Annotated in this window: 15 protein-coding genes; 8 read left to right on the top strand and 7 right to left on the bottom strand. The window is 65.9% G+C overall.

Annotated features, from left to right (window positions below; all coding sequences use genetic code 11):
• Positions 1–62: 62 nt before the first annotated feature.
• Together CYD53_RS30120 and CYD53_RS04105 are read left to right on the top strand one after the other, a co-directional pair.
• The gene (locus tag CYD53_RS30120; protein WP_181011704.1) at positions 63–245 is read left to right on the top strand and encodes a hypothetical protein; all 183 of its coding nucleotides are present in this window, start codon (positions 63–65) and stop codon (positions 243–245) included.
• Between the two features lie 111 nt (positions 246–356).
• Positions 357–1,532: a UbiH/UbiF family hydroxylase gene (locus CYD53_RS04105; protein WP_103716857.1), complete on the top strand. Its 1,176-nt coding sequence runs from the start codon at positions 357–359 to the stop codon at positions 1,530–1,532.
• 68 nt (positions 1,533–1,600) lie between these two features.
• Here the strand turns inward: CYD53_RS04105 and CYD53_RS04110 are convergent, their stop codons facing one another.
• Both CYD53_RS04110 and CYD53_RS04115 read right to left on the bottom strand, forming a co-directional pair.
• A complete protein-coding gene (locus CYD53_RS04110; protein WP_103716858.1) occupies positions 1,601–2,728 on the bottom strand; it encodes a CaiB/BaiF CoA transferase family protein in 1,128 nt (375 codons plus the stop codon).
• Positions 2,729–2,763: 35 nt separating this feature from the next.
• The gene (locus tag CYD53_RS04115) at positions 2,764–3,735 is read right to left on the bottom strand and encodes an AEC family transporter (RefSeq protein WP_103716859.1); all 972 of its coding nucleotides are present in this window, start codon (positions 3,733–3,735) and stop codon (positions 2,764–2,766) included.
• 284 nt (positions 3,736–4,019) lie between these two features.
• Between CYD53_RS04115 and CYD53_RS04120 the strand changes: the two genes are divergently transcribed.
• Both CYD53_RS04120 and hspQ read left to right on the top strand, forming a co-directional pair.
• Entirely contained in the window at positions 4,020–5,069 is a 1,050-nt protein-coding gene (locus CYD53_RS04120; protein WP_103716860.1) for an HpcH/HpaI aldolase/citrate lyase family protein, read from the top strand.
• Positions 5,070–5,196: 127 nt separating this feature from the next.
• Entirely contained in the window at positions 5,197–5,526 is a 330-nt protein-coding gene (gene hspQ / locus CYD53_RS04125) for a heat shock protein HspQ (RefSeq protein ID WP_069691631.1), read from the top strand.
• Positions 5,527–5,645: 119 nt separating this feature from the next.
• On the opposite strand, the gene CYD53_RS04130 is transcribed toward hspQ, so the two are convergent.
• Positions 5,646–6,455, bottom strand: a complete 810-nt coding sequence (locus CYD53_RS04130) for an invasion associated locus B family protein (RefSeq protein ID WP_103716861.1) — start codon at positions 6,453–6,455, stop codon at positions 5,646–5,648.
• 321 nt (positions 6,456–6,776) lie between these two features.
• On the opposite strand from CYD53_RS04130, the gene CYD53_RS04135 reads away from it, so the two are divergent.
• Positions 6,777–8,549 carry an extracellular solute-binding protein gene (locus tag CYD53_RS04135; RefSeq protein ID WP_103717104.1) on the top strand — a complete coding sequence of 591 codons (1,773 nt, stop codon included), beginning with the start codon at positions 6,777–6,779 and terminating at the stop codon, positions 8,547–8,549.
• 10 nt (positions 8,550–8,559) lie between these two features.
• Positions 8,560–9,579: an AMP-binding protein gene (locus CYD53_RS04140; RefSeq protein ID WP_103716862.1), complete on the top strand. Its 1,020-nt coding sequence runs from the start codon at positions 8,560–8,562 to the stop codon at positions 9,577–9,579.
• 3 nt (positions 9,580–9,582) lie between these two features.
• Here CYD53_RS04140 and mfd read toward each other — a convergent pair whose 3' ends face one another.
• Both mfd and CYD53_RS04150 read right to left on the bottom strand, forming a co-directional pair.
• Positions 9,583–13,131, bottom strand: coding sequence for a transcription-repair coupling factor (gene mfd / locus CYD53_RS04145; RefSeq protein WP_103716863.1), 3,549 nt, complete (start codon positions 13,129–13,131; stop codon positions 9,583–9,585).
• 117 nt (positions 13,132–13,248) lie between these two features.
• Positions 13,249–13,545: an FAD assembly factor SdhE gene (locus CYD53_RS04150; protein ID WP_103716864.1), complete on the bottom strand. Its 297-nt coding sequence runs from the start codon at positions 13,543–13,545 to the stop codon at positions 13,249–13,251.
• 152 nt (positions 13,546–13,697) lie between these two features.
• Here CYD53_RS04150 and recG point away from each other — a divergent pair, with 152 nt between their 5' ends.
• Both recG and CYD53_RS04160 read left to right on the top strand, forming a co-directional pair.
• Complete coding sequence (recG, locus tag CYD53_RS04155) at positions 13,698–15,806, top strand: ATP-dependent DNA helicase RecG (RefSeq protein ID WP_103716865.1); 2,109 nt, start codon at positions 13,698–13,700, stop codon at positions 15,804–15,806.
• A 63-nt stretch (positions 15,807–15,869) separates the two neighbouring features.
• The gene (locus CYD53_RS04160; RefSeq protein ID WP_103716866.1) at positions 15,870–16,703 is read left to right on the top strand and encodes an AraC family transcriptional regulator; all 834 of its coding nucleotides are present in this window, start codon (positions 15,870–15,872) and stop codon (positions 16,701–16,703) included.
• 1 nt (position 16,704) lies between these two features.
• On the opposite strand, the gene CYD53_RS04165 is transcribed toward CYD53_RS04160, so the two are convergent.
• Together CYD53_RS04165 and glmS are read right to left on the bottom strand one after the other, a co-directional pair.
• Positions 16,705–17,415: a DUF502 domain-containing protein gene (locus CYD53_RS04165; protein WP_103716867.1), complete on the bottom strand. Its 711-nt coding sequence runs from the start codon at positions 17,413–17,415 to the stop codon at positions 16,705–16,707.
• Positions 17,416–17,598: 183 nt separating this feature from the next.
• On the bottom strand, positions 17,599–19,425 hold the full coding sequence (glmS, locus tag CYD53_RS04170; protein WP_103716868.1) for a glutamine--fructose-6-phosphate transaminase (isomerizing): 1,827 nt from the start codon (positions 19,423–19,425) through the stop codon (positions 17,599–17,601).
• Positions 19,426–19,512: the final 87 nt, after the last annotated feature.

Raw genomic sequence — 19,512 nt, forward strand, 5'->3', positions numbered from 1 at the left:
CGTACCGTGCAACGGCCGGACTGCGTGGGGGACCGGCGTTCAGCGCCGATTCGAGCGCAGCCGTGGCCTTGAAGGCAGTGATCCACAAGGCGAAGCATCATGGCGCGACCGTCGAGATCAGCGGCGCAACGCTGGTTATGCGGCGCGTATTGCTGCATGAGGGCATCCGCGAGCCGCTCGTCGCCTTCAGCAACGCCTGCCCTGCGACGCAGCGGCCGATGGTCAAGACCGTCTGCTTCAGCTAGAGCGTTTTCGAGCGAAGTGGACGCCGGTTCGCGTGAAGAAAACGCGTTAAAACAAAGGGCTAGAGCAATTGAACGATCCAATCGGATCGGAAATTGCTCTAGCGACACAGCATGAGCTCTTCTGAGGACAACGAGGTCGATATCGCGATCGTCGGTGCCGGGGCCGTCGGCCTCACCGCCGCGCTTGCGCTGGCCAGGGACGGGTGGCGCGTCGCTGTGCTCGGCCCTCTCACCGCGGCGCGTGACGGGCGCACCGTGGCCTTGCTCGACGGCTCCTGGCGGCTCCTCGCCGAGTTCGGCTTGACCGATGCACTCGCCGGCAAGGCCGCTCCCCTCGAAACGATGCGGCTTGTCGACGACACTGGCAGCCTGTTCCGCCAGCCGCCGGTCGAGTTCAGGGCCTCGGAGGCCGGGCTCGAGGCTTTCGGCTGGAATGTCGAGAACGTCGAGCTTGTCGCGGCATTGGCGAGTACCGTGCGCCAGCATGGCGGCATCCGGCTGGTCGAAAGCCTGGTTTCAGCGATCGCGCCCGATCAGGATGGCGTGATACTGTCCGGCGACGGCTTTTCGCCGCTGCGCGCCCGCCTCGTCATCGGCGCTGATGGTCGCCAGTCCCGGGTGCGCGGAGCCGCCGGAATTGCCGCACGCGACTGGCGCTATCCGCAGATCGCGCTGACGGCGATCCTCGGTCATCGCCGCGACCATCAGGAGACCTCGACCGAGTTCCACACCCGCAAGGGCCCCTGCACGCTGGTGCCCCTGCCCGGCCGACGCTCATCGCTGGTCTGGATGCTGGATCCGGCTGAGGCAGAGGCGGTCGTTGCGCTGGACGATGCCGGCTTCGCCCGCCGGGTCGAAACGCAGACGCATTCGCTGCTCGGCGCGATGAGCCTTGCCGGGCCGCGTGGGCGCGTCCCGATGGGCGGGCTTTCGGTCGAGCGCTTCGCAGCCAACCGCATGGCGCTGATCGGCGAAGCCGCGCATGTGTTTCCGCCGATCGGCGCACAAGGCCTCAATCTCGGCCTGCGCGACGTGATGGCCTTGCGCGAGGTGCTGCTCGGCTCGGATGATCCGGGCGACGATGCCGTGATGGCGGCTTATGATCGGGCGCGCCAGAGCGATGTGCGCTTGCGCACCGGCGCCGTCGATGCGCTGAACCGCACGCTGCTGACCGATCTGATGCCGGCCGATCTGCTGCGCGGCGCCGGGCTTCTGGCGCTCTCGCGGATCGGCCCGTTGCGCCGCTTCGTCATGCGGCACGGGCTGGCGGGCGGAACGGCCCGCTGAATCGCTCAGGAGCGCTTTCGAGCGAAGTGGATACCGGTTCGCGTGAAGAAAGCGCGTTAAAACAAAGATTACATTGCGCCGGGCTTGAGCAGTTCATCGGTATCGACACCGCTGGCGGCAACCTTGCGCAAGGCCTGCGCCTGATCGCGAAAGACCGGCGCGAGCGGCAGCGGCGTCGACACGAGGCGCCGCCCGCCCGGCTCCTCGGCCTGCGCATCGAGCAGGCCGCGCGCGGTGAGATGCGGGTCCGCGGCGGCCTCCTCCAGCGTGCGCACGACCGTGCAGCAACAATCGAGCGGCTCCAGCAGATCGCGCCAATGCGCGGCGGGGGCTGATGCGATAATCGCCTCGATGGCCGCTTTCGTGGCGGCCGGATCGGTCCTGTCGTCGCGCAAGCGCGCCTCAAGAGCGATCGCCTCGCAGAAGCCGTCCCAGAATTTCGGCTCGAGAGCGCCGACCGCGAGAAACCAGCCGTCCTGAGTGGCATAGAGCCCATAGCGCGGGCTTGCCCCGGTCAGGAGGCCTTCCCCGCCGGCGGGATAGCGTCCGGCCGCCTGGCCTTGGGCCATGCCGTACCAGGCGAAGGCCGGCATCGCGTCCGACATGGCGATGTCGAGATAGCAGCCCTCGCCGCTGCGCTCGCGCTGGCGCAGGGCGAGCAAGATGTTGAGCACGGCCGGCATCGTGCCGCCGCCGATATCGGCGACGAGCGCGGGCGGCAGTGGCGCGGGCGCGCCACGCTTCAGCGACTGGCCGAGCAGCCCGCCGACAGCTTGGTAATTGATGTCGTGGCCGGCTTCCTGCGCGCGCGGGCCGGTCTGGCCGAAGCCGCTGATCGAGCAATAGATCAGGCGTGGATTGAGCAATTTCAACGCCTCGAAACCGAAGCCGAGCCGCTCCATCACGCCGGGCCGGAACTGCTCGATCAGGATATCGGCGCGCGAGATCAGCGGCGTCAGGCGCACTAGGGCATCCGCCGCCTTGAGGTCGATCTCGAGGCTCGCCTTGCCGCGGTTGAGCACGGCGAAGGGGGCGGAGGTTTCGCCCAAGCGTGGCGGAAAGCGGCGCATGTCCTCGCCGCCGGGACGCTCGATCTTGATCACCCGCGCGCCGGCCTCGGAGAGGAACAGGCTCGCCAGCGGTCCCGGCAGCAGCGTCGAGAAGTCCAGAACCAGCAGGTCGTCCAGCGGCAGCATCGGCGCCTCGCTTCGGCGCCGGCCGGGCCACGCGCTCAGGGGAACAGGTCGGCGGCCATCCTGCCTGTCTTCACCAGCCACAGGAAGCCCGTCAATGTACCCATCGACACGATGGTGCCGACCAGGATGCAGGCCGAGGCGCGCTCGACGCCGACCTTGTACTGCGTCGAGATCACGAAGATGTTCAGCGCCGGCGGCAGCGCGGCCATGATAATGGCGGTGAAGATCCAATGGTCGGGCACATCGGCAATGGCCGAGAGCAGCACCCAGACCAGCAGCGGATGCAGCACGAGCTTGACCAGCACCAAGAGCGGCACCTCGCCGGGCATCGCCTTCATCGGCCGCAGCGCCACCGTGACGCCGAGCAGGAAGAGCGCGCAGGGCGCCGCCGCCTGCGAGAGCCAAAGCGTCATCTTGTCGATCGCCGTCGGCAATTCGAGATGGGTGAAGGCCGCGATCACACCTGCCGCGGTGGCGAGGTTGAAGGGGTGGGTCAGGACCTTCCAGACGATCTCGCCCATGGTGGCGAGCAGGCTCTTCTTCTCGACACCGGCAATCGCCATCAGGAAAGGGACCAGCGAAAACAACAGGATGCTGTCGAAGACGAAGACCAGCACCAGCGGCGCGCTCGAGGCCGGACCGAGCGCGGCCAGGATCAGCGGCGGGCCCATATAGCCGATATTCGAGTAGGAGCCGGCTACTCCCTGCATGACCGACTGGGGTATGTCGCGGCGGGTGAATTTCATCCCGATCGCGAAAGACAGGGCAAACGCGCAGAAGGTCGACAGCGTCGTAGCGCTGACGAAGCGCCAATTGCTGAGCTCGCTGAGCGGCTTGTCGGCGATCAGCCGGTAGAACAGCGGCGGCAACGCGACATAGATCAGGAAGAACTGCAGCCAGGCGAGTCCCGCCTCCGGCAATCGCTTGTAACGCCCGATGACGAAGCCGAGCAGGATCAACCCGAAAAACGGCGCGACGAGATTGAAGATACCGGCGAGATCGGCCATGCGGATGAGAGCTACCTGAGACGGGCATAGCGGCCCGCGCTTGGCCGAAGGGACGGCGTTGCCTGCCGTTTAGTCTCTCCATGCAGGGGCGCAAGCGCGTTTGCGCCGTGCCGGCAGTCGGCCATCGCCGGGCAAGGGAATTATTCCTGGGAACCAAAACCTATCAAATGCGCTAGGCAATATTTCCTAGATCGCAAATCTCCACCCGTCCTGCCCGCACAATGGACGATGGACGGGATTGCCGGCCTTCGTCACATTGCGGCATTGCACCATGGAGCCTCGCCATGACCGTCAAGACGCCGCGCCAGTTCTTCCGTCCGCTCGCCATCGGCGCGCCGGAGCCGTTCCGCGAGCTCCCGCTGAAACTGGAACGGATGATCCATTTCGTGCCGCCGCACCTGGAAAAGGTGCGGGCCAAGGTCGGCGAACTCGCGGGCCAGGTCGATATCGTGCTCGGCAACCTGGAGGACGCCATCCCCGTCGAGGCGAAGCAGGCGGCGCGCGACGGCTTCATCGCGATGGGCAAGGCCGTCGATTTCGGCAAGACCGGATTGTGGACGCGGGTGAACGCGTTGAATTCGCCCTGGTTCCTCGACGATATCACCGCGATCATGGCCGAGATCGGCGGCAAGCTCGATGTCGTGATGGTGCCCAAGGTCGAGGGACCATGGGACATCCACTACGTCGACCAGTTGCTGGCCCAATTCGAAGCCAGGCACAGCCTGCCCAAGCCGATCATGATCCACGCCATCCTCGAGACCGCCGAGGGGGTGAAGAACGTCGATACGATCGCAACCGCCTCCCCGCGCATGCATGGGATGAGCCTGGGGCCGGCTGATCTCGCGGCCTCGCGCGCGATGAAGACGACGCGCGTCGGCGGCGGCCATCCGGAATACAAGGTCATCGCGGACCCCACGACGGATGGCGCCGCACGCGCCGTCGCTCAGCAGGACCTCTGGCACTATACGCTCGCCAAGATGGTCGATGCCTGCGCGGCGGCCGGCATCAAGCCATTCTACGGGCCCTTCGGCGACTTCGCCGATACGGCCGCCTGCGAGGCGCAGTTTCGCAACGCTTTCCTGCTCGGTTGCTGCGGCGCCTGGACATTGCATCCCTCGCAGATCGAAATCGCCAAACGCGTCTTCAGCCCGGATCCCGCCGAGGTCGCCTTCGCCAAGCGCATCCTGGAGGCGATGCCGGACGGCTCCGGCGCTGTGATGATCGACGGCAAGATGCAGGATGACGCCACTTGGAAACAGGCCAAGGTCATCGTCGATCTGGCAAGACAGGTAGCGGGGCGCGACCCGGCACTTGCGGAACGTTATGGGTTATAATCACTAATTTCAGCTGGAACTTATTGATTTTGACGCATTTGCGACGCAATCCTCAAGCAAGCGCCTGACAATATTTTAGCCGGGCACCTCTTCCGCCTACCCGCTCCAGCATGGACCAAAGCCTACGATGCAAGCACGTTCGGCGAAATTCAGGATCGGACAGGTGGTCAAGCACCGCGTCTATCCGTTCCGTGGCGTGATCTTCGACGTCGACCCCGTTTTCGCCAACTCGGACGAATGGTGGCTGGCGATCCCGGAAAATCTGCGCCCGTCGAAGGACCAGCCTTTCTACCATCTCTTCGCCGAGAACGAGGAGACGGAATACGTCGCCTATGTCTCGGAGCAGAACCTGGTGATCGACGAGTCGGGGCGGCCGATCCGCCACCCGCAGGCCAAGGAATTCTTCCGCCGCGATCGCAAGGGACAATACCAGATCGATCGCGCCGGATTGAACTGAGGCCCGCCCTCGCCCCATAGAAGCCCGCATCCATCCGGTCATGAAAAAGGCCGGCGACCACGAAAAAGGCCGGCCCCTCTCGGGACCGGCCTTTTCCTTGTGACGTCGTCTCCTGCCTATCAGGGCTTGGGAGCAGTTCCCGGGGCCGGCGCGGCGCCCGGGGCCGAAAGCCCTCCCGGAACGGCAGGCGCAGCTCCCGGGACGCCCGGAGCGGCGTTGGCGCCGCTGCCGCCAAGACGCTGGCGCAGTTCTTCCTGACGCTTGGCCAATTCGTCCTGCAAGGCCTTCTGCTGGTCCTCGAGCACCTTGGGATCGATCGGTGCGCCGTCGAAACCCTTGGCGAAATCGGAAAGCGGAATCGAGAAGGAGACCTCGCGCGCGCCCTGGTTCTGGACGCTGACGCTGAGATTGGTGCCCTTCTTCATCGCGTTGATGAAGTCGTCCTTGACCTGGGCCTCGGCGAAGCAGCCATTCGGGAAGCAGATCGCATAGCGGCCCGGGGTGGGCTGCGCGGTATCGACGCCGAAGCGGATGCCGGGCTGCAGCAACAGGCCGAGCGGCATCAGGAAGCGCACGATCTTGTTGGGATCGCCCTTGACGTCATAGACGGCGACCGCGAGCACCGGCTGGCCCTGGTCGGAGACGAAGTCGCGCGTGGTGTAGCAGATTTCCTTGTTGGCGGCCTGGTCCTTGCCGCAGACCTTGGTCCAATTGGTCTGCGAGGGCTCGGGCTTGACCTGAACGACGGTCGGGCCGGTTGCGGCTTGCCCGCCCTGAGGAGCGGCAGGCTGCTGAGCCGGTTGGGCTGGCTGCGCCGGGCGCTGCGCGGGGCGCTGTGCCTGGGCAAAGGCGGCGACGGGGCCAAGACCCAGCGCTGCGCTGAGGGCGATGCCCAGGACGCGCGAGGACAAGCTAAACGAAGCGGACATCTGTCATTCCTTAATCTGCGAATTCGGGACCACGACTTCGCAAGCCGCGCGCGCCACCATCGACAGCCCAATCGCATATCAGCGCCAGCCACCGCAAGCCGAGCACATCAGGGGTGATTGAGGCGTTTGCATGACACCTGGCGTCGCCTTTAGCGAGTTCCGTTACAGGATTCCAGTCCGAATAGCTGCATGACTGCGAAGTTGCCGTGTTATCCTCACGCTCGGGAATCAGGTTTGACGATGTCTTCGCCTCGCATGGGCCACTCAGCATTGCGCGCTGCGGCCACAACAATCTTTGCTGCATTGGCGCTTATCCTGGCGATGGGCAGGGATTCGCATGCCGAATCGCCCTCCTCTGCCCATGCCATCGCGATGCATGGCGAGCCGGCGCTGCCGCCGGGCTTCAGGCATCTGCCCTATGCCGATCCCGACGCGCCCAAGGGCGGGCGCATCGTCTTTGGTTTGCAGGGCACGTTCGACAGCCTGAATCCGCTGGTCGTGCTCGGCGTCGCGCCCGACGCCGTGCCGCGCTACGTCCAGCAGAGCCTGCTCTACCGTTCAGCCGACGAACCCTTCACCGCCTATGGCCTGCTCGCATCCCGCGTCGAGCTCAACGAGGCGCGGACCCGGCTCGCCTTCGAGATCGACGAAAGAGCGCGCTTCTCCGACGGGACGCCGGTTACTGCCGACGACGTGCTCTTCACCTTCGAGATGCTGAAGACCAAGGGCAAGCCGTTCCACCGCTCCAGCCTCGGCCGCGTAACGAAGGCGGAGGCGCCCTCGCCGCGCTATGTCGTGTTCGAGCTCGGCGACGGCTCGAACCGCGAATTGCCTTTGGTGATCGGCGCGATGCCGATCTTCGCCAGGCACGCCACCAATGCGGACACGTTCGGCGAAACCAGCTTCAAGCCGGCGCTCGGCTCGGGCCCCTATCTCGTCAGCGAGGTCAGGCCCGGCGAGGCGCTGACGCTGAAGAGGCGCAAGGATTTCTGGGCCGAAAACCACCCGCTGATGCGCGGCCTCTTCAATGCCGATGAGATCCGTTACGATTTCTATCGCGACGCCAACGCCTTGTTCGAGGCCTTCAAGGCAGGCCTCTACGACATCCGGCTCGAACCAGATCCGACGCGCTGGATGACGGGCTATGACGTGCCTGCCGTGCGCGATGGCCGCATCGTGCGAGAAGCGCTGCGCTTCCAGTCCCCCAAGGGTATGACCGGACTCGTCTTCAACACGCGCCGGCCAGCCTTCGCCGATGTCCGCGTCCGCGAGGCGCTCGGCATCATGTTCGATTTCGAGTGGGTCAACCGCAACCTGTTCCACGGCGTCTATCGCCGCGCCGGCAGCTTCTTCTCCGATTCGGAGTTGTCGGCGCTCGGCGTCCCCGCCGATGCGCGGGAGAAAGCCTTGCTGGCTGCGTTTCCGGGCAGCGTGCGCGACGATATTCTCGCCGGGAGCTGGGCGCCGGCTGCAACCGACGGCTCGGGTCGCGACCGCGAACAGGCCCGCAAGGCGCTCGATCTGCTGCAGAGCGCAGGATACGAGCTTCAGGATGGGGTCCTGCGCAATACCAGGACGGCGGAGCCTCTCGCCTTCGAGATCACCGTCACCAACCGGCCGCAGGAGCGCCTAGCACTGAACTATGCCGCTTCGCTCGGGCGTCTCGGCGTCGGGGTCAGCGTCAGGCTGATCGACGATGTGCAGTACTGGCGCAGGCTGTCGGCCTTCGACTTCGACATGATCCAGTGGACATGGCCGGCCTCCGCCTCACCCGGCAACGAACAGGTTGGCCGCTGGGGCTCGGCCAATGCCGACCGCAAGGGCGCGCTGAATTATGCCGGCGTGAAATCGCCGGCCGTCGACGCCGCCCTGCAGGCGATTCTGGCGGCGCGCGAACGCGAGGATTTCGTCGCGGCCGTGCGGGTGCTCGATCGGGCGCTGCTCTCGGGCTTCTATGTCGTGCCGCTGTATTACCTGCCCGAGACATGGCTGGCGCATTCACGCGATGTCGTCCTGCCAGCACGCAAGCCGGCCTATTTCCTCGCCACCGAAGCTCTGGCGCGCCGGCCGGCGTCGTCGGCGCCAGCCAACTGAAGGCCAGTCGATGCGGGCAGAACAGGACGACGCCGCTTCCGCCCTGCTCGACGGGCTCGACCTCGACACGCTGCTGAAAGCCCTGACCCGCGGCCGGGGATATGAGGCGGCGCTGCGCGACCCGCCGGGACGCCGGGGCTGGAGCGACACGATCCCGACCTCGCTGAGCTTCATGCAGCTCGAGGAGCGTGTCGACCAACTCGCGCGATTGCTCGCCGTCAATCATGCGCAGCCGGGCGCGACCGTCGCTATCCTGGCGCCGCTCGGCCCGGAGGCGATCGTCGCCATCCTCGCCAGCCTGCGCGCGGGCCTGTCGCCGCTGATGCTGCCATTGCACGGCAACGAGCTCGAATTGCTGGGATTGATCGAAGCGTCCAACGCAGTGATGGCGCTCGGCGTCGGCCGTGTCGGACCGCTGCAGCCGCTGATCATGCTGCGCAATCTCGCCGTCCGGGCCTTTGGCACGCGCTTCGTGGGAGGGTTCGGGCAGGATGTCCCGGACGGCGTCGCGCCTCTCGATGGGCTGATGGCGAGCGCCGGCCTGCATCCGCTGCCCGAACAAAGCGGGCGCCCGGCTCTTCAGGTCGTCGATGCCCTGAGCCTGGCGGGACCCTTGATGATTTCCGAGCGAGACGTGCTCGGCAAGTCGTTGGAGATATCGCGCCTGCTGAAGCCGTTGGCGTCGTCGCGGATCGTGACCACGCTCGTTGGCGGCGACCTCGCCGCTTTGGCGAGCGGGCCGGGCATGGCGCTGCTGACCGGTGTCGAATTGTTGCCGCTCGGCCTGTTCAGCCTCGGTGACCTGCAGGCCTGCGTCGCGGGTGGACGCAATGTCCATCTCGTCCTGCCCGGCGCGATGGAGCCCGCGCTGGCGCGCTCACGGCTGGCCGCCGACCCCTCGCTGGCGAGCGTCGTCCTGGTGCACCGTCCAGGAGAGGCGCGCACCTTGCCGGCGCTCGACCGGCCCGACCTTGCCATCGTCGACATCGATGTCCGCTCGGCGGCGGAGATCGACGTCAGCAGGCGTTGACCGTCAAGCCGCCTTCTTGCGCTCGGCAATCCGGGCCAGGTCGGTCAGCAGGCGGCGCGTGCCCTTGAGCCGCAGCTCGGCGGTCTCGAAATCATCGATGAAGACCACGCGCATATCGGGACGCACCTTCGCCAGCGTGCCCTGCTTGGCGACATAACCCACGAGGCCCTCGGGGTTGGCGAACTCGTTGTCGCGGAAGGCGACGATGATGCCCTTCGGGCCAGCCTCGACCTTCTCGACATTGGCGCGTTTGCACAAAGCCTTGATCGCGACGATTTCCAGGAGCTGCTGCACCTCGTCCGGCAGCGGGCCGAAGCGATCGACCAATTCCGCGCCGAAGGACTGGATGTCGCCATCGTCGTCCAGCGTCGAGAGGCGCTTGTAGAGCGTGAGCCGCAGCGTCAGGTCCGTGACGTAATGCTCGGGGATCATCACCGGCGCGCCGATCTGGATCGTCGGCGACCATTGCGCGTCGCTCTCGAAATCGACACCGGACTTCAGCGCCGCAACCGCCTCCTCCAGCATCTGTTGGTAGAGCTCGTAGCCGACTTCCTTGATATGGCCGGACTGCTCGTCGCCGAGCAGATTGCCGGCGCCGCGGATGTCGAGATCATGGCTGGCGAGCTGGAAGCCAGCGCCCAGCGTGTCGAGCGATTGCAGGACCTTGAGGCGGCGCTCGGCCTGCTCGGTCAGCTTGCGGTTGGCCGGCATGGTGAAGAGCGCATAGGCACGGATCTTCGAGCGGCCGACACGTCCCCTGAGCTGATAAAGCTGGGCGAGGCCGAACATGTCGGCGCGGTGGACGATGAGCGTGTTGGCGTTGGGGATGTCGAGCCCCGATTCGACGATCGTGGTCGAGAGCAGCACGTCGTACTGGCCCTCATAGAAGGCCGTCATGACGTCCTCGAGCTGGCCTGCCGCCATCTGACCATGGGCGATGCCGACCTTGGCCTCGGGCACCTGCTTGTCCAGGAAATCCTTGACGTCGGAAATATCCTCGATGCGCGGCACGACATAGAAGCTGCGCCCGCCGCGATAGCGCTCGCGCAGCAGCGCCTCGCGCACGATCAGCGGATCGAAAGGCGTCACGAATGTGCGCACCGCAAGCCGATCGACCGGCGGCGTCGCGATGATCGAGAGCTCGCGCACGCCGGTCATGGCGAGCTGGAGCGTACGCGGGATCGGCGTCGCCGTCAGGGTCAGCATATGGACCTCGGCGCGGAACTCCTTCAGCCGCTCCTTGTGGTTGACGCCGAAATGCTGCTCCTCATCGACGATGACGAGGCCGAGATCCTTGAACTCGATCGCCTTTCCCAGCAGCGCATGGGTGCCGACGACGATATCCATCGTGCCGTCCTTGATGCCGGCCTTCACCGCCTTGAGATCGGCCGCGGACACGAAGCGCGAGGCCTGGCCGACATGGACCGGCAGGCCTTTGAAGCGCTCGGCGAAATTGCGGTAGTGCTGGCGCGCCAGCAGCGTGGTGGGCACCACGACGGCGACCTGCTTGCCGTTCAGCGCGCAAGCGAAAGCAGCCCGCAGCGCGACCTCCGTCTTGCCGAAGCCGACATCGCCGCAGACCAGCCGGTCCATCGGCCGCCCCGCGGCCATATCGTCGAGCACGGCATCGATCGTGGCCTGCTGGTCCTCGGTCTCCTCGAAGGGGAAGCGGGCACAGAACTCGTCATAAAGCCCTTCCTGCGGGACCAGGCGCGGGGCTTCCTTGAGGGCGCGGGCGGCTGCGATCGCGATCAGCTTGCCCGCCATCTCGCGGATGCGCTGCTTCAGCTTGGCCTTGCGCGCCTGCCAGCCGCCACCGCCGAGACGGTCGAGCGGAACATCGGTATCCTCCGAGCCGTAGCGCGAGAGCAATTCGATGTTTTCGACCGGCAGGAAGAGCTTCGAATCCGCCGCATAGTGGATTTCGAGGCAGTCATGCGGCGCCCCCACCGCCGTGATCGTGCGCAGGCCGATGAAGCGGCCGATGCCGTGATCGACATGGACGACGAGATCGCCGGGGCTGAGCGATGACAGTTCGGCGATGAAGTCCTGCGGCCGGCGCGTCTTCTTGCGCGGGCGCACGAGGCGGTCGCCCAGGATGTCCTGCTCGCCGATGACCGCGAGCTTGCCGGCCTCGAAGCCGGTCTCGAAGCCCCAGACGGCCAGCGCCGTCGTGCCAGGCTTGAGATCGAAGGCGGCGCGCAGCGAACCCGTCGTCTGCACGGCCTTCAGGCCGTGATCAGCCAGCACATGCGCCAGGCGCTCGCGCGAGCCTTCCGACCAGGCGGCAAGGATGACACGGCGGCCATCGGCCTGCAGCGCCTTCACATGGGCGACGGCTGCATCGAACACGCTGCCGGCATTGTCGGCGCGCTCGGCGGCGAAGCTGCGGCCCTGACGGGCACCGAGATCGACGATCAGCTTGCCGTCGCTGTCGGGCAGTTGGAACGGCGTCAACGCGGCGACACCCGCCTGGTCGACGATACCGCGCCATTCCGCCGGCGAGAGATAGAGCGCATTCGGCAGCAGCGGCTTATAGGGCGCGCCGCCGGCGCTCGGCTGGTCCATCGCCGCCTTGCGGGCGTCGTAATAGTCCTTGATCAGGCTGATGCGCTCGCCGACGGCGTCCTCGGCCTGGGCGTCGAGCACCAGCGGAACATCGGGCAGATAGGCGAAGAGCGTGTCGAGCTTCTCGGCCAGCAGCGGCAGCCAATGCTCGAGTCCGGCCGGGCGACGGCCTTCGCTGACCGCTTCATAGAGCGTGTCGTCGCGGCCCGGCGTACCGAAGGTCGTGATGTAGCTCTGGCGAAAGCGCTTGATGCTTTCGCTGGTCATCTGCGCCTCGGACATCGGCACGAGATCAAGCCCGCGCATTTGCCCGGTGGTGCGCTGCGTCTCGGGATCGAAGGTGCGGATCGATTCCAGAGTATCGCCGAAGAAATCGAGCCGGATCGGTGCCGGCATGCCCGGCGGGAAGAGATCGACGATGCCGCCGCGAACGGCGAACTCACCGGTCTCGCGCACGGTCGAGGTGCGCAGATAACCGTTCATGTCGAGCCAGCGCGCGAGCTGCTCGGTATCGACCATATTACCCGGCGCGGCCGAGAAGCTCTCGGAGGCCACCTTGCTGAAGGCCGGCACGCGCTGGAGCGCCGCATTGACCGTGGTCAACAGCAGGCGCGGCTTGTCACCGGACTTCGTCTTGGCGAGCCGCGACAGCGTCGTCATGCGATGCGCGACGATCGAGGGGGCCGGCGAAACGCGGTCATAGGGCTGGCAGTCCCAGGCCGGGAAGGACATCACTTCGAGATCGGGCGCAACGAATTGCAAGGCGTTCTCGAGCACCTGCAGGCGCTGGCCGTCACGGGCGATGAAGACGAGCATGGCCGCGCCCTCGGCCTTCTTCGCCCGGGCGCGCACAAGATCGGCCAGGATGACGGCATCGAATCCGTCGGGAACGCTTGCAAGCGTCGGCTTGTCGCCGCGATTCAACGCATCGAGAATGCGGTCGCTCTGAAGTTTGGCGAGTTGGGCGGGAGGCGGGATGCTCATATGGAAAGCGTCATTCTCGGGCTTGTCCCGAGAATCTCGGGATAAGAGGCCACTGGTTTCAGAGATGGCCGGGTCAAGCCCGACCAGGACGAGCGCGCAGGCACGCGCCTCATCGTCTCACACATGAATCGGCTTGCCGTGATGATGAAACGCCTTCAGCCGCCGGAACACCTCGGTGTCGTAATTCGCGGGAACCTCGGCTTCGCCCGTGATCCATGACAGCAGGTCGCGGTCGAGCACTTCGATCAATTGCTCGAACAGATCGAGTTCGGCCTCGCTCAGCGTACCGATCTCGGCATCGGCGAAGCGGCCCATGATCAGATCGGTCTCGCGCATGCCGCGATGCCAGGCGCGAAACAGGATCTTTCGCCGGCGCGGGTCGAGATCGGCGCTGGTCCTCGTCGAGCCACTCATGTGAAAACCTCGGGCAAGAAATCTGGAATGGGGCAATGACGATCGGGCCGGCCCCGTCGCGGAGCCTGCCGTCGCGCGCTATATAGCGTTGCGCCCCGGCGAAGTCAGCGGCAGAACGCCTGAGATCTTCGCTCTCCTGACATGTCCCGAGTATCCGCTTGCGCCCATCCCTTCTCGACCCGCTGTTCGCCCCCGTGACGACGCTGCCGGGCGTTGGCCCCAAGCTCGGCAAGCTTCTGGACAAACTCCTCGGCGACGAGACGCGCCCTGCACGCGTCATCGACCTGCTGTTTCGCTTGCCGACCGGTGCGATCGACCGGCGGCCGAGTCCTTCGATCGCCGATGCGCCGATCGGTGAGGTCGCGACCTTCAACGCGCAGGTGACCGAGCATCGCCCCGCGCCGCCCACCAAGGCGAAGGCGCCCTATCGCATCATCGTCGAGGACGAGACCGGCGATGTGACGCTGGTGTTCTTCCATGCCGATGTGCGCCATCTCCTGCAGACCCTGCCGATCGGCGCCTATCGGCTCATCTCCGGCAAGCTCGAGCTCTGGGACGGCATGCGCCAGATGGTGCATCCCGACCGCATCCTCGATCCCAAATTCGCCGCGACACTACCGGCGATCGAGCCGGTCTACGGATTGACCGAAGGCATTGGCGCGCGGGTGATGACGCGGATCGCAGCATCGGCCGCGGAGAAATGCCCGGATCTGGCGGAATGGCAGGACCCGGGCTTCCTGGCCAAGAGCGGGTTTCCGCCCTTCTTCGAGGCGATGCAGGCCTTGCATCATCCGCCCGATCTCAAGGCGATCGAGGGCGACACGATCGCGCGGCGCCGCGTCGCCTATGACGAATTGCTGGCGAGCCAGATCGCGCTCGCTCTGGTGCGACGGCAGCAGAAGAAGCTGGCCGGGCGGGCGACCGCCGGCGACGGCGTATTGCGGCGGCGGATCGAGGGCGCCCTGCCCTTTACGCTGACCGACGGCCAGCGGCAGGCCCTCAGCGACATCCATGACGACATGGAAAAGCCCGAACGCATGCTGCGATTGCTGCAGGGCGATGTCGGCTCGGGCAAGACGGTCGTGGCGCTGATGGCGATGGCCGCCGCCGCCGAGGCCGGCCGGCAATCCGTGCTGATGGCCCCGACCGAAATCCTGGCGCGCCAGCATGCCGAGCGGCTCGCCCCCCTCGCCGAAGCCGCGGGCCTCAAGCTCGCGCTGCTGACCGGGCGTGAGAAGGGCCCGGGCCGGGCCCGCGTGCTGGAGGGGCTGGCGAATGGCGAGATTGCGATAGCGGTCGGCACCCATGCGCTGTTCCAGGAGGGCGTCGCCTTTCGCGATCTCGCGCTCGCCATAGTCGATGAGCAGCACCGTTTCGGCGTGCATCAGCGCCTGCTGCTCGGTTCCAAGGGCGAAGCGGTCGATATTCTGGTGATGACGGCGACACCGATCCCGCGCACGCTGTCGCTGACCTGGTTCGGAGACATGGATATCTCCGTGCTGGCCGAGAAGCCGGCGGGACGCAAGCCGATCGCGACCAAGGCGATCTCGCTCGACCGCTATGACGAGGTCGTCGGCGCGGTCGGGCGTGCAGTCGAGGCCGGCGCCCAGGTCTATTGGGTCTGCCCCCTGGTGCAGGAATCCGACACGCTCGACGTCGCCGCCGCGCAGGAGCGTTTCGATGCTCTGCACGAGTTTTTCGGCGACCGGGTCGGGCTGCTGCACGGCCAGATGCCCGGGCGCGACAAGGATGCGGCGATGTCGGCTTTCGTCGCGGGCCAAACGCGCATCCTGATCTCGACCACGGTGATCGAGGTCGGCGTCGATGTGCCCAATGCCAGCGTGATGGTCATCGAACATGCCGAACGCTTCGGTCTGGCGCAGCTTCACCAGCTGCGCGGGCGCATCGGGCGCGGTTCGGCCGCCTCGACCTGCCTCCTGCTCTACAAGGGACCTCTGGGACCGGTGGCTGAAGCGCGACTGACCATCATGCGCGAAACCGAGGACGGTTTCCGCATCGCCGAGGAGGATCTGCGGCTGCGCGGCGAAGGCGAGGTGCTCGGCACAAAGCAGTCGGGCTCGCCGGACTGGCAGATCGCACGACCGGAAACGGATGGCGATCTGCTCGCCGCCGCGCGCGACGATGCCCGCCTGCTCATCGAGCGCGATCCGCATCTCGAGGGTCCGCGCGGCGAAGCCGTGAGGACATTGCTCTATCTGTTCGAGCGTGACGTCGCGATCAGGCTGTTGCGCGCGGGGTAGCAATCCCGATCAAATGCGCCCCGGCCGTTCGGGCCAGTGTGACGCCGCTTTGTGGAGCCTACCATGGATCCGATCAAGAAGGCTGTCTGGTGCATCGAAAGCCGCTTCGCCTCCGAACTCTCGCTCGACGAGATCGCCGAAGTGAGCGGCGTTTCGCGCTTCCATCTCAGCCGGGTGTTCGGAGCAGCCACCGGCCGCTCGGTGATGCGCTATGTGCGCGAGCGCCGGTTGTCGGAGGCGGCGCGCCAGCTCGCATCCGGCGCGCCCGATATCCTCTCGGTCGCGCTCGACTGGGGATATGGCTCTCACGAGGCTTTCACCCGCGCCTTTCGCGATCAGTTCGGCCTCACGCCGGAGGATTTGCGTGCGAAAGGCGATTTGTCCTCGCTGCGACTAGCGGAGCCCATCGCCATGTATAGCGACACGTCCATCACCTTGCCGGAACCTCGTTTTGTGACGGAAAAGCCCCTCCTGATCGCCGGACTCGGTGGTCGTTTTTCCTATGAGAACACCTCGGGGATTCCTGCTCTTTGGCAGCGCGTCGCGCCGCATCTCGGCCATATCCCCGGTCAAATCGGCCATGTCTGCTACGGCGTGAGCTACAACTGCGACGATCACGGTCAGTTCGATTACATCGCCGGAGCCGCAGTCTCGGATTTCAGCGAGCTGCCCGCCGAATTCGACCGCACGCGAGTGCCCGAGCAGAATTACGCCGTGTTCGAGCACCGCGGCCACGTCACGCAGATCAAGCGCACCTATGAAGCGATCTGGCGGGATTGGCTGCCGAAATCCGGGCGTAAGCCCGCCGACGGGCCGACACTGGAGCGCATGGACGAGCGTTTCGACGGCTCGACCGGAAACGGTGTGCTGGAAATCTGGCTGGCGCTGAAGGCCTGAGCTATTTGCCGGGATCCGTGCCCGGCATGAGCTTCGGCGCAGCCTCGCCGGGCTGGATCAGCCCCGCCGACATGATCAGCTTGGCGCCGTCCTCGACGGAGATCGTCAGTTCGATGACGTCCTTGCGCGGCAGGTAGAAAAAGAAGCCCGTCGTCGGGTTCGGCGTGCAGGGCAGGAAGACGCCGATCTGCTCGTTTCCATCAGGCAGTTTTCCGGCGATCTCGGGCGCGGCCTCCTGCGCGATGAAGACGACCGACCACATGCCCGGCTGCGGAAACTGCACCATCCCGACCTTGCGAAACGAGGTGCCCGACTGCGAGAAGATGGTCTCGAAGACCTGCTTTACGCCCTTGTAGAGGCTGCGGACCACCGGCATGCGATGCAGCAGTGCCTCGCCCGCCTCGATCAATGTGCGGCCGACCAGGTTGGCGGTGAGGAAGCCGAGCAGCGTCAGCCCGATCAGGCCGATGATGATGCCAAGGCCGGGAATCGGAAACGGCAGATAGGAATCAGGCAGATAGGAGTTCGGGATCAGCGGCTTCACCAGCCCGTCGATCAGGGTGATGAACCACCAGGTCACGGAAGCCGTGATCGCCAGTGGAGCCGCGATGACGAGCCCAGTCAGGAAATAACGCCGCAGCCGCGTGCCGGCCGTTGGGCGCAACAGGTCGGTCTGGATGATGAGGCGGGGATCGGGCGGGCCGGCGGTCATGCGAGGGTTCCGGTCAAGTCGGGCGTACAGCCGCCATTGGCCGGCCACCATGCGACAGACGTGCCAATGCTCCCAGCAGAATTCAAGGATCGTGACATCGACCGGCGAACAAGCTCGCCCCGCCATATTGCCGCTTGATGTCAGTTCGCCGCGAGCCGGCCGAAGCCGGCTCGCGAACAGCCGTCACTCCACCGTGACGGACTTCGCCAGGTTGCGCGGCTGATCGACGTCCTTACCCATGAAGACGGCGGTCTGGTAGGCGATCATCTGGATCGGCAGCGCGTAGACGATCGGCGCAAAGAGCGGGTCCATCTCCGGCATGATGATCGTCGCCTCCGGGGTGATGCCGCATTCGGCCGCGCCCTTGGCGTCGGTGATCAGGATGATCCGCCCGCCGCGCGCCGCGACCTCCTGCATGTTCGACGCGGTCTTCTCGAAGAGCGCGTCATGGGGCGCGACCACGATGACCGGCATATCCTCGTCGATCAATGCGATCGGGCCGTGCTTGAGTTCGCCAGCCGCATAACCTTCGGCGTGGATGTAGCTGATTTCCTTCAACTTCAGCGCTCCTTCGAGCGCCAGCGGGAAGCTCGTGCCGCGGCCAAGATAAAGCACGTCGCTCGCCTTGGAGAGTTCGCGGGCGAGCCGCTCGATCTCGGGCTCGAGTTCGAGCGCCTTCGCCAGGAGTCCGGGCAGCGCGATGAGATGCTGGACATGCCGGATCTCGTCTTCCGCCGAGAGCGTGCCGCGCGCGCGGGCGGCGGCAAGCGCCAGGCATGCAAGCGTGGTCAATTGGCAGGTGAAGGCCTTGGTCGAGGCAACGCCGATCTCGGGGCCGGCGAGCGTGGGAGCAACCGCGTCGCTCTCGCGGGCGATGGTCGAGGTCGGCATGTTGACGACCGACAGGATCGTCTGGCGCTCCTGCTTGGCGTATTTCAGGCAGGCCAGCGTGTCGGCGGTCTCGCCCGATTGCGAGATGAAGAGCGCGAGCCCGTTCTCGGGCATCGGCGCCTCCCGATAGCGGAACTCCGACGCGACATCGATCTCGACCGGCAGGCGCGCCAGCCGCTCGAACCAGTATTTCGCCGTGAGCCCGGCATAATAGGCCGTGCCGCAAGCGGAAACGGAGAGTCGCGACAGGCCTTTCCATTCTACGCCGGGCTCGAAAGGCTGCCTCAGCGTGCCGGCCGCCATGTCGAGATACTGCGTCAGCGTATGAGCGACGACCTCGGGCTGCTCATGAATTTCCTTCGCCATGAAGTGGCGGTGATTGCCCTTGTCGACCAGCATGCTGCCGGCGGCGACGCGACGCGCGCGCCGTTCAACCTGGACATTCGCCTTGTCGTAGAAGGTCGCGCCCTTGCGGTTGAGGACGACCCAATCACCCTCCTCCAGATAAGCGATGAGGTTGGTGAAGGGCGCCAGCGCGACCGCATCCGAGCCCAGATACATCTCGCCGTCCCCGACGCCGACGGCCAATGGCGGCCCGTTGCGCGCGCCGATCAGCAGGTCTTCCTCACCCTGGAACAGGAAGGCCAGCGCGAAGGCCCCGCGCAAACGCGGCAGGCAATGTGCGATTGCCGCGACGGGCTTCTTGCCGCGATCGAGCTCGCGCGTGACCAATTGAGCGACGATCTCGGTGTCGGTCTGCGTCTTGAAGACGTAACCGTCGGCCTCGAGCTCTGCCTTGAGCTCGCGGAAATTCTCGATGATGCCGTTATGGACGACAGCGAGCTTTTCGGTCGCGTGGGGATGGGCGTTGGTCTCGTTGGGCTTGCCATGGGTCGCCCAGCGGGTGTGACCGATGCCGATTAGGCCTTCGAGCGGCTCGCTCGAGAGCCTGATCTCGAGGTTCTTGAGCTTGCCTTCGGCGCGGCGGCGGGCGAGCAGGCCGTTTTCCAGCGTCGCGACGCCGGCCGAATCATAGCCGCGATATTCGAGCCGCCGCAGCGCCTCGACGACCTGGGGCGCGACCGCTTCCTTGCCCAGAATGCCCACGATGCCGCACATGCCAAAACCTCTTCAGACGTTGCCGTTGGCACACCGCATAGCGGGCAACGGCGAACATTCCCAATCACTCTAAATGTAGAACTATGA

The organism is Allobosea psychrotolerans (assembly GCF_002917105.1).
GTDB classification, from domain to species: Bacteria; Pseudomonadota; Alphaproteobacteria; order Rhizobiales; family Beijerinckiaceae; genus Allobosea; species Allobosea psychrotolerans.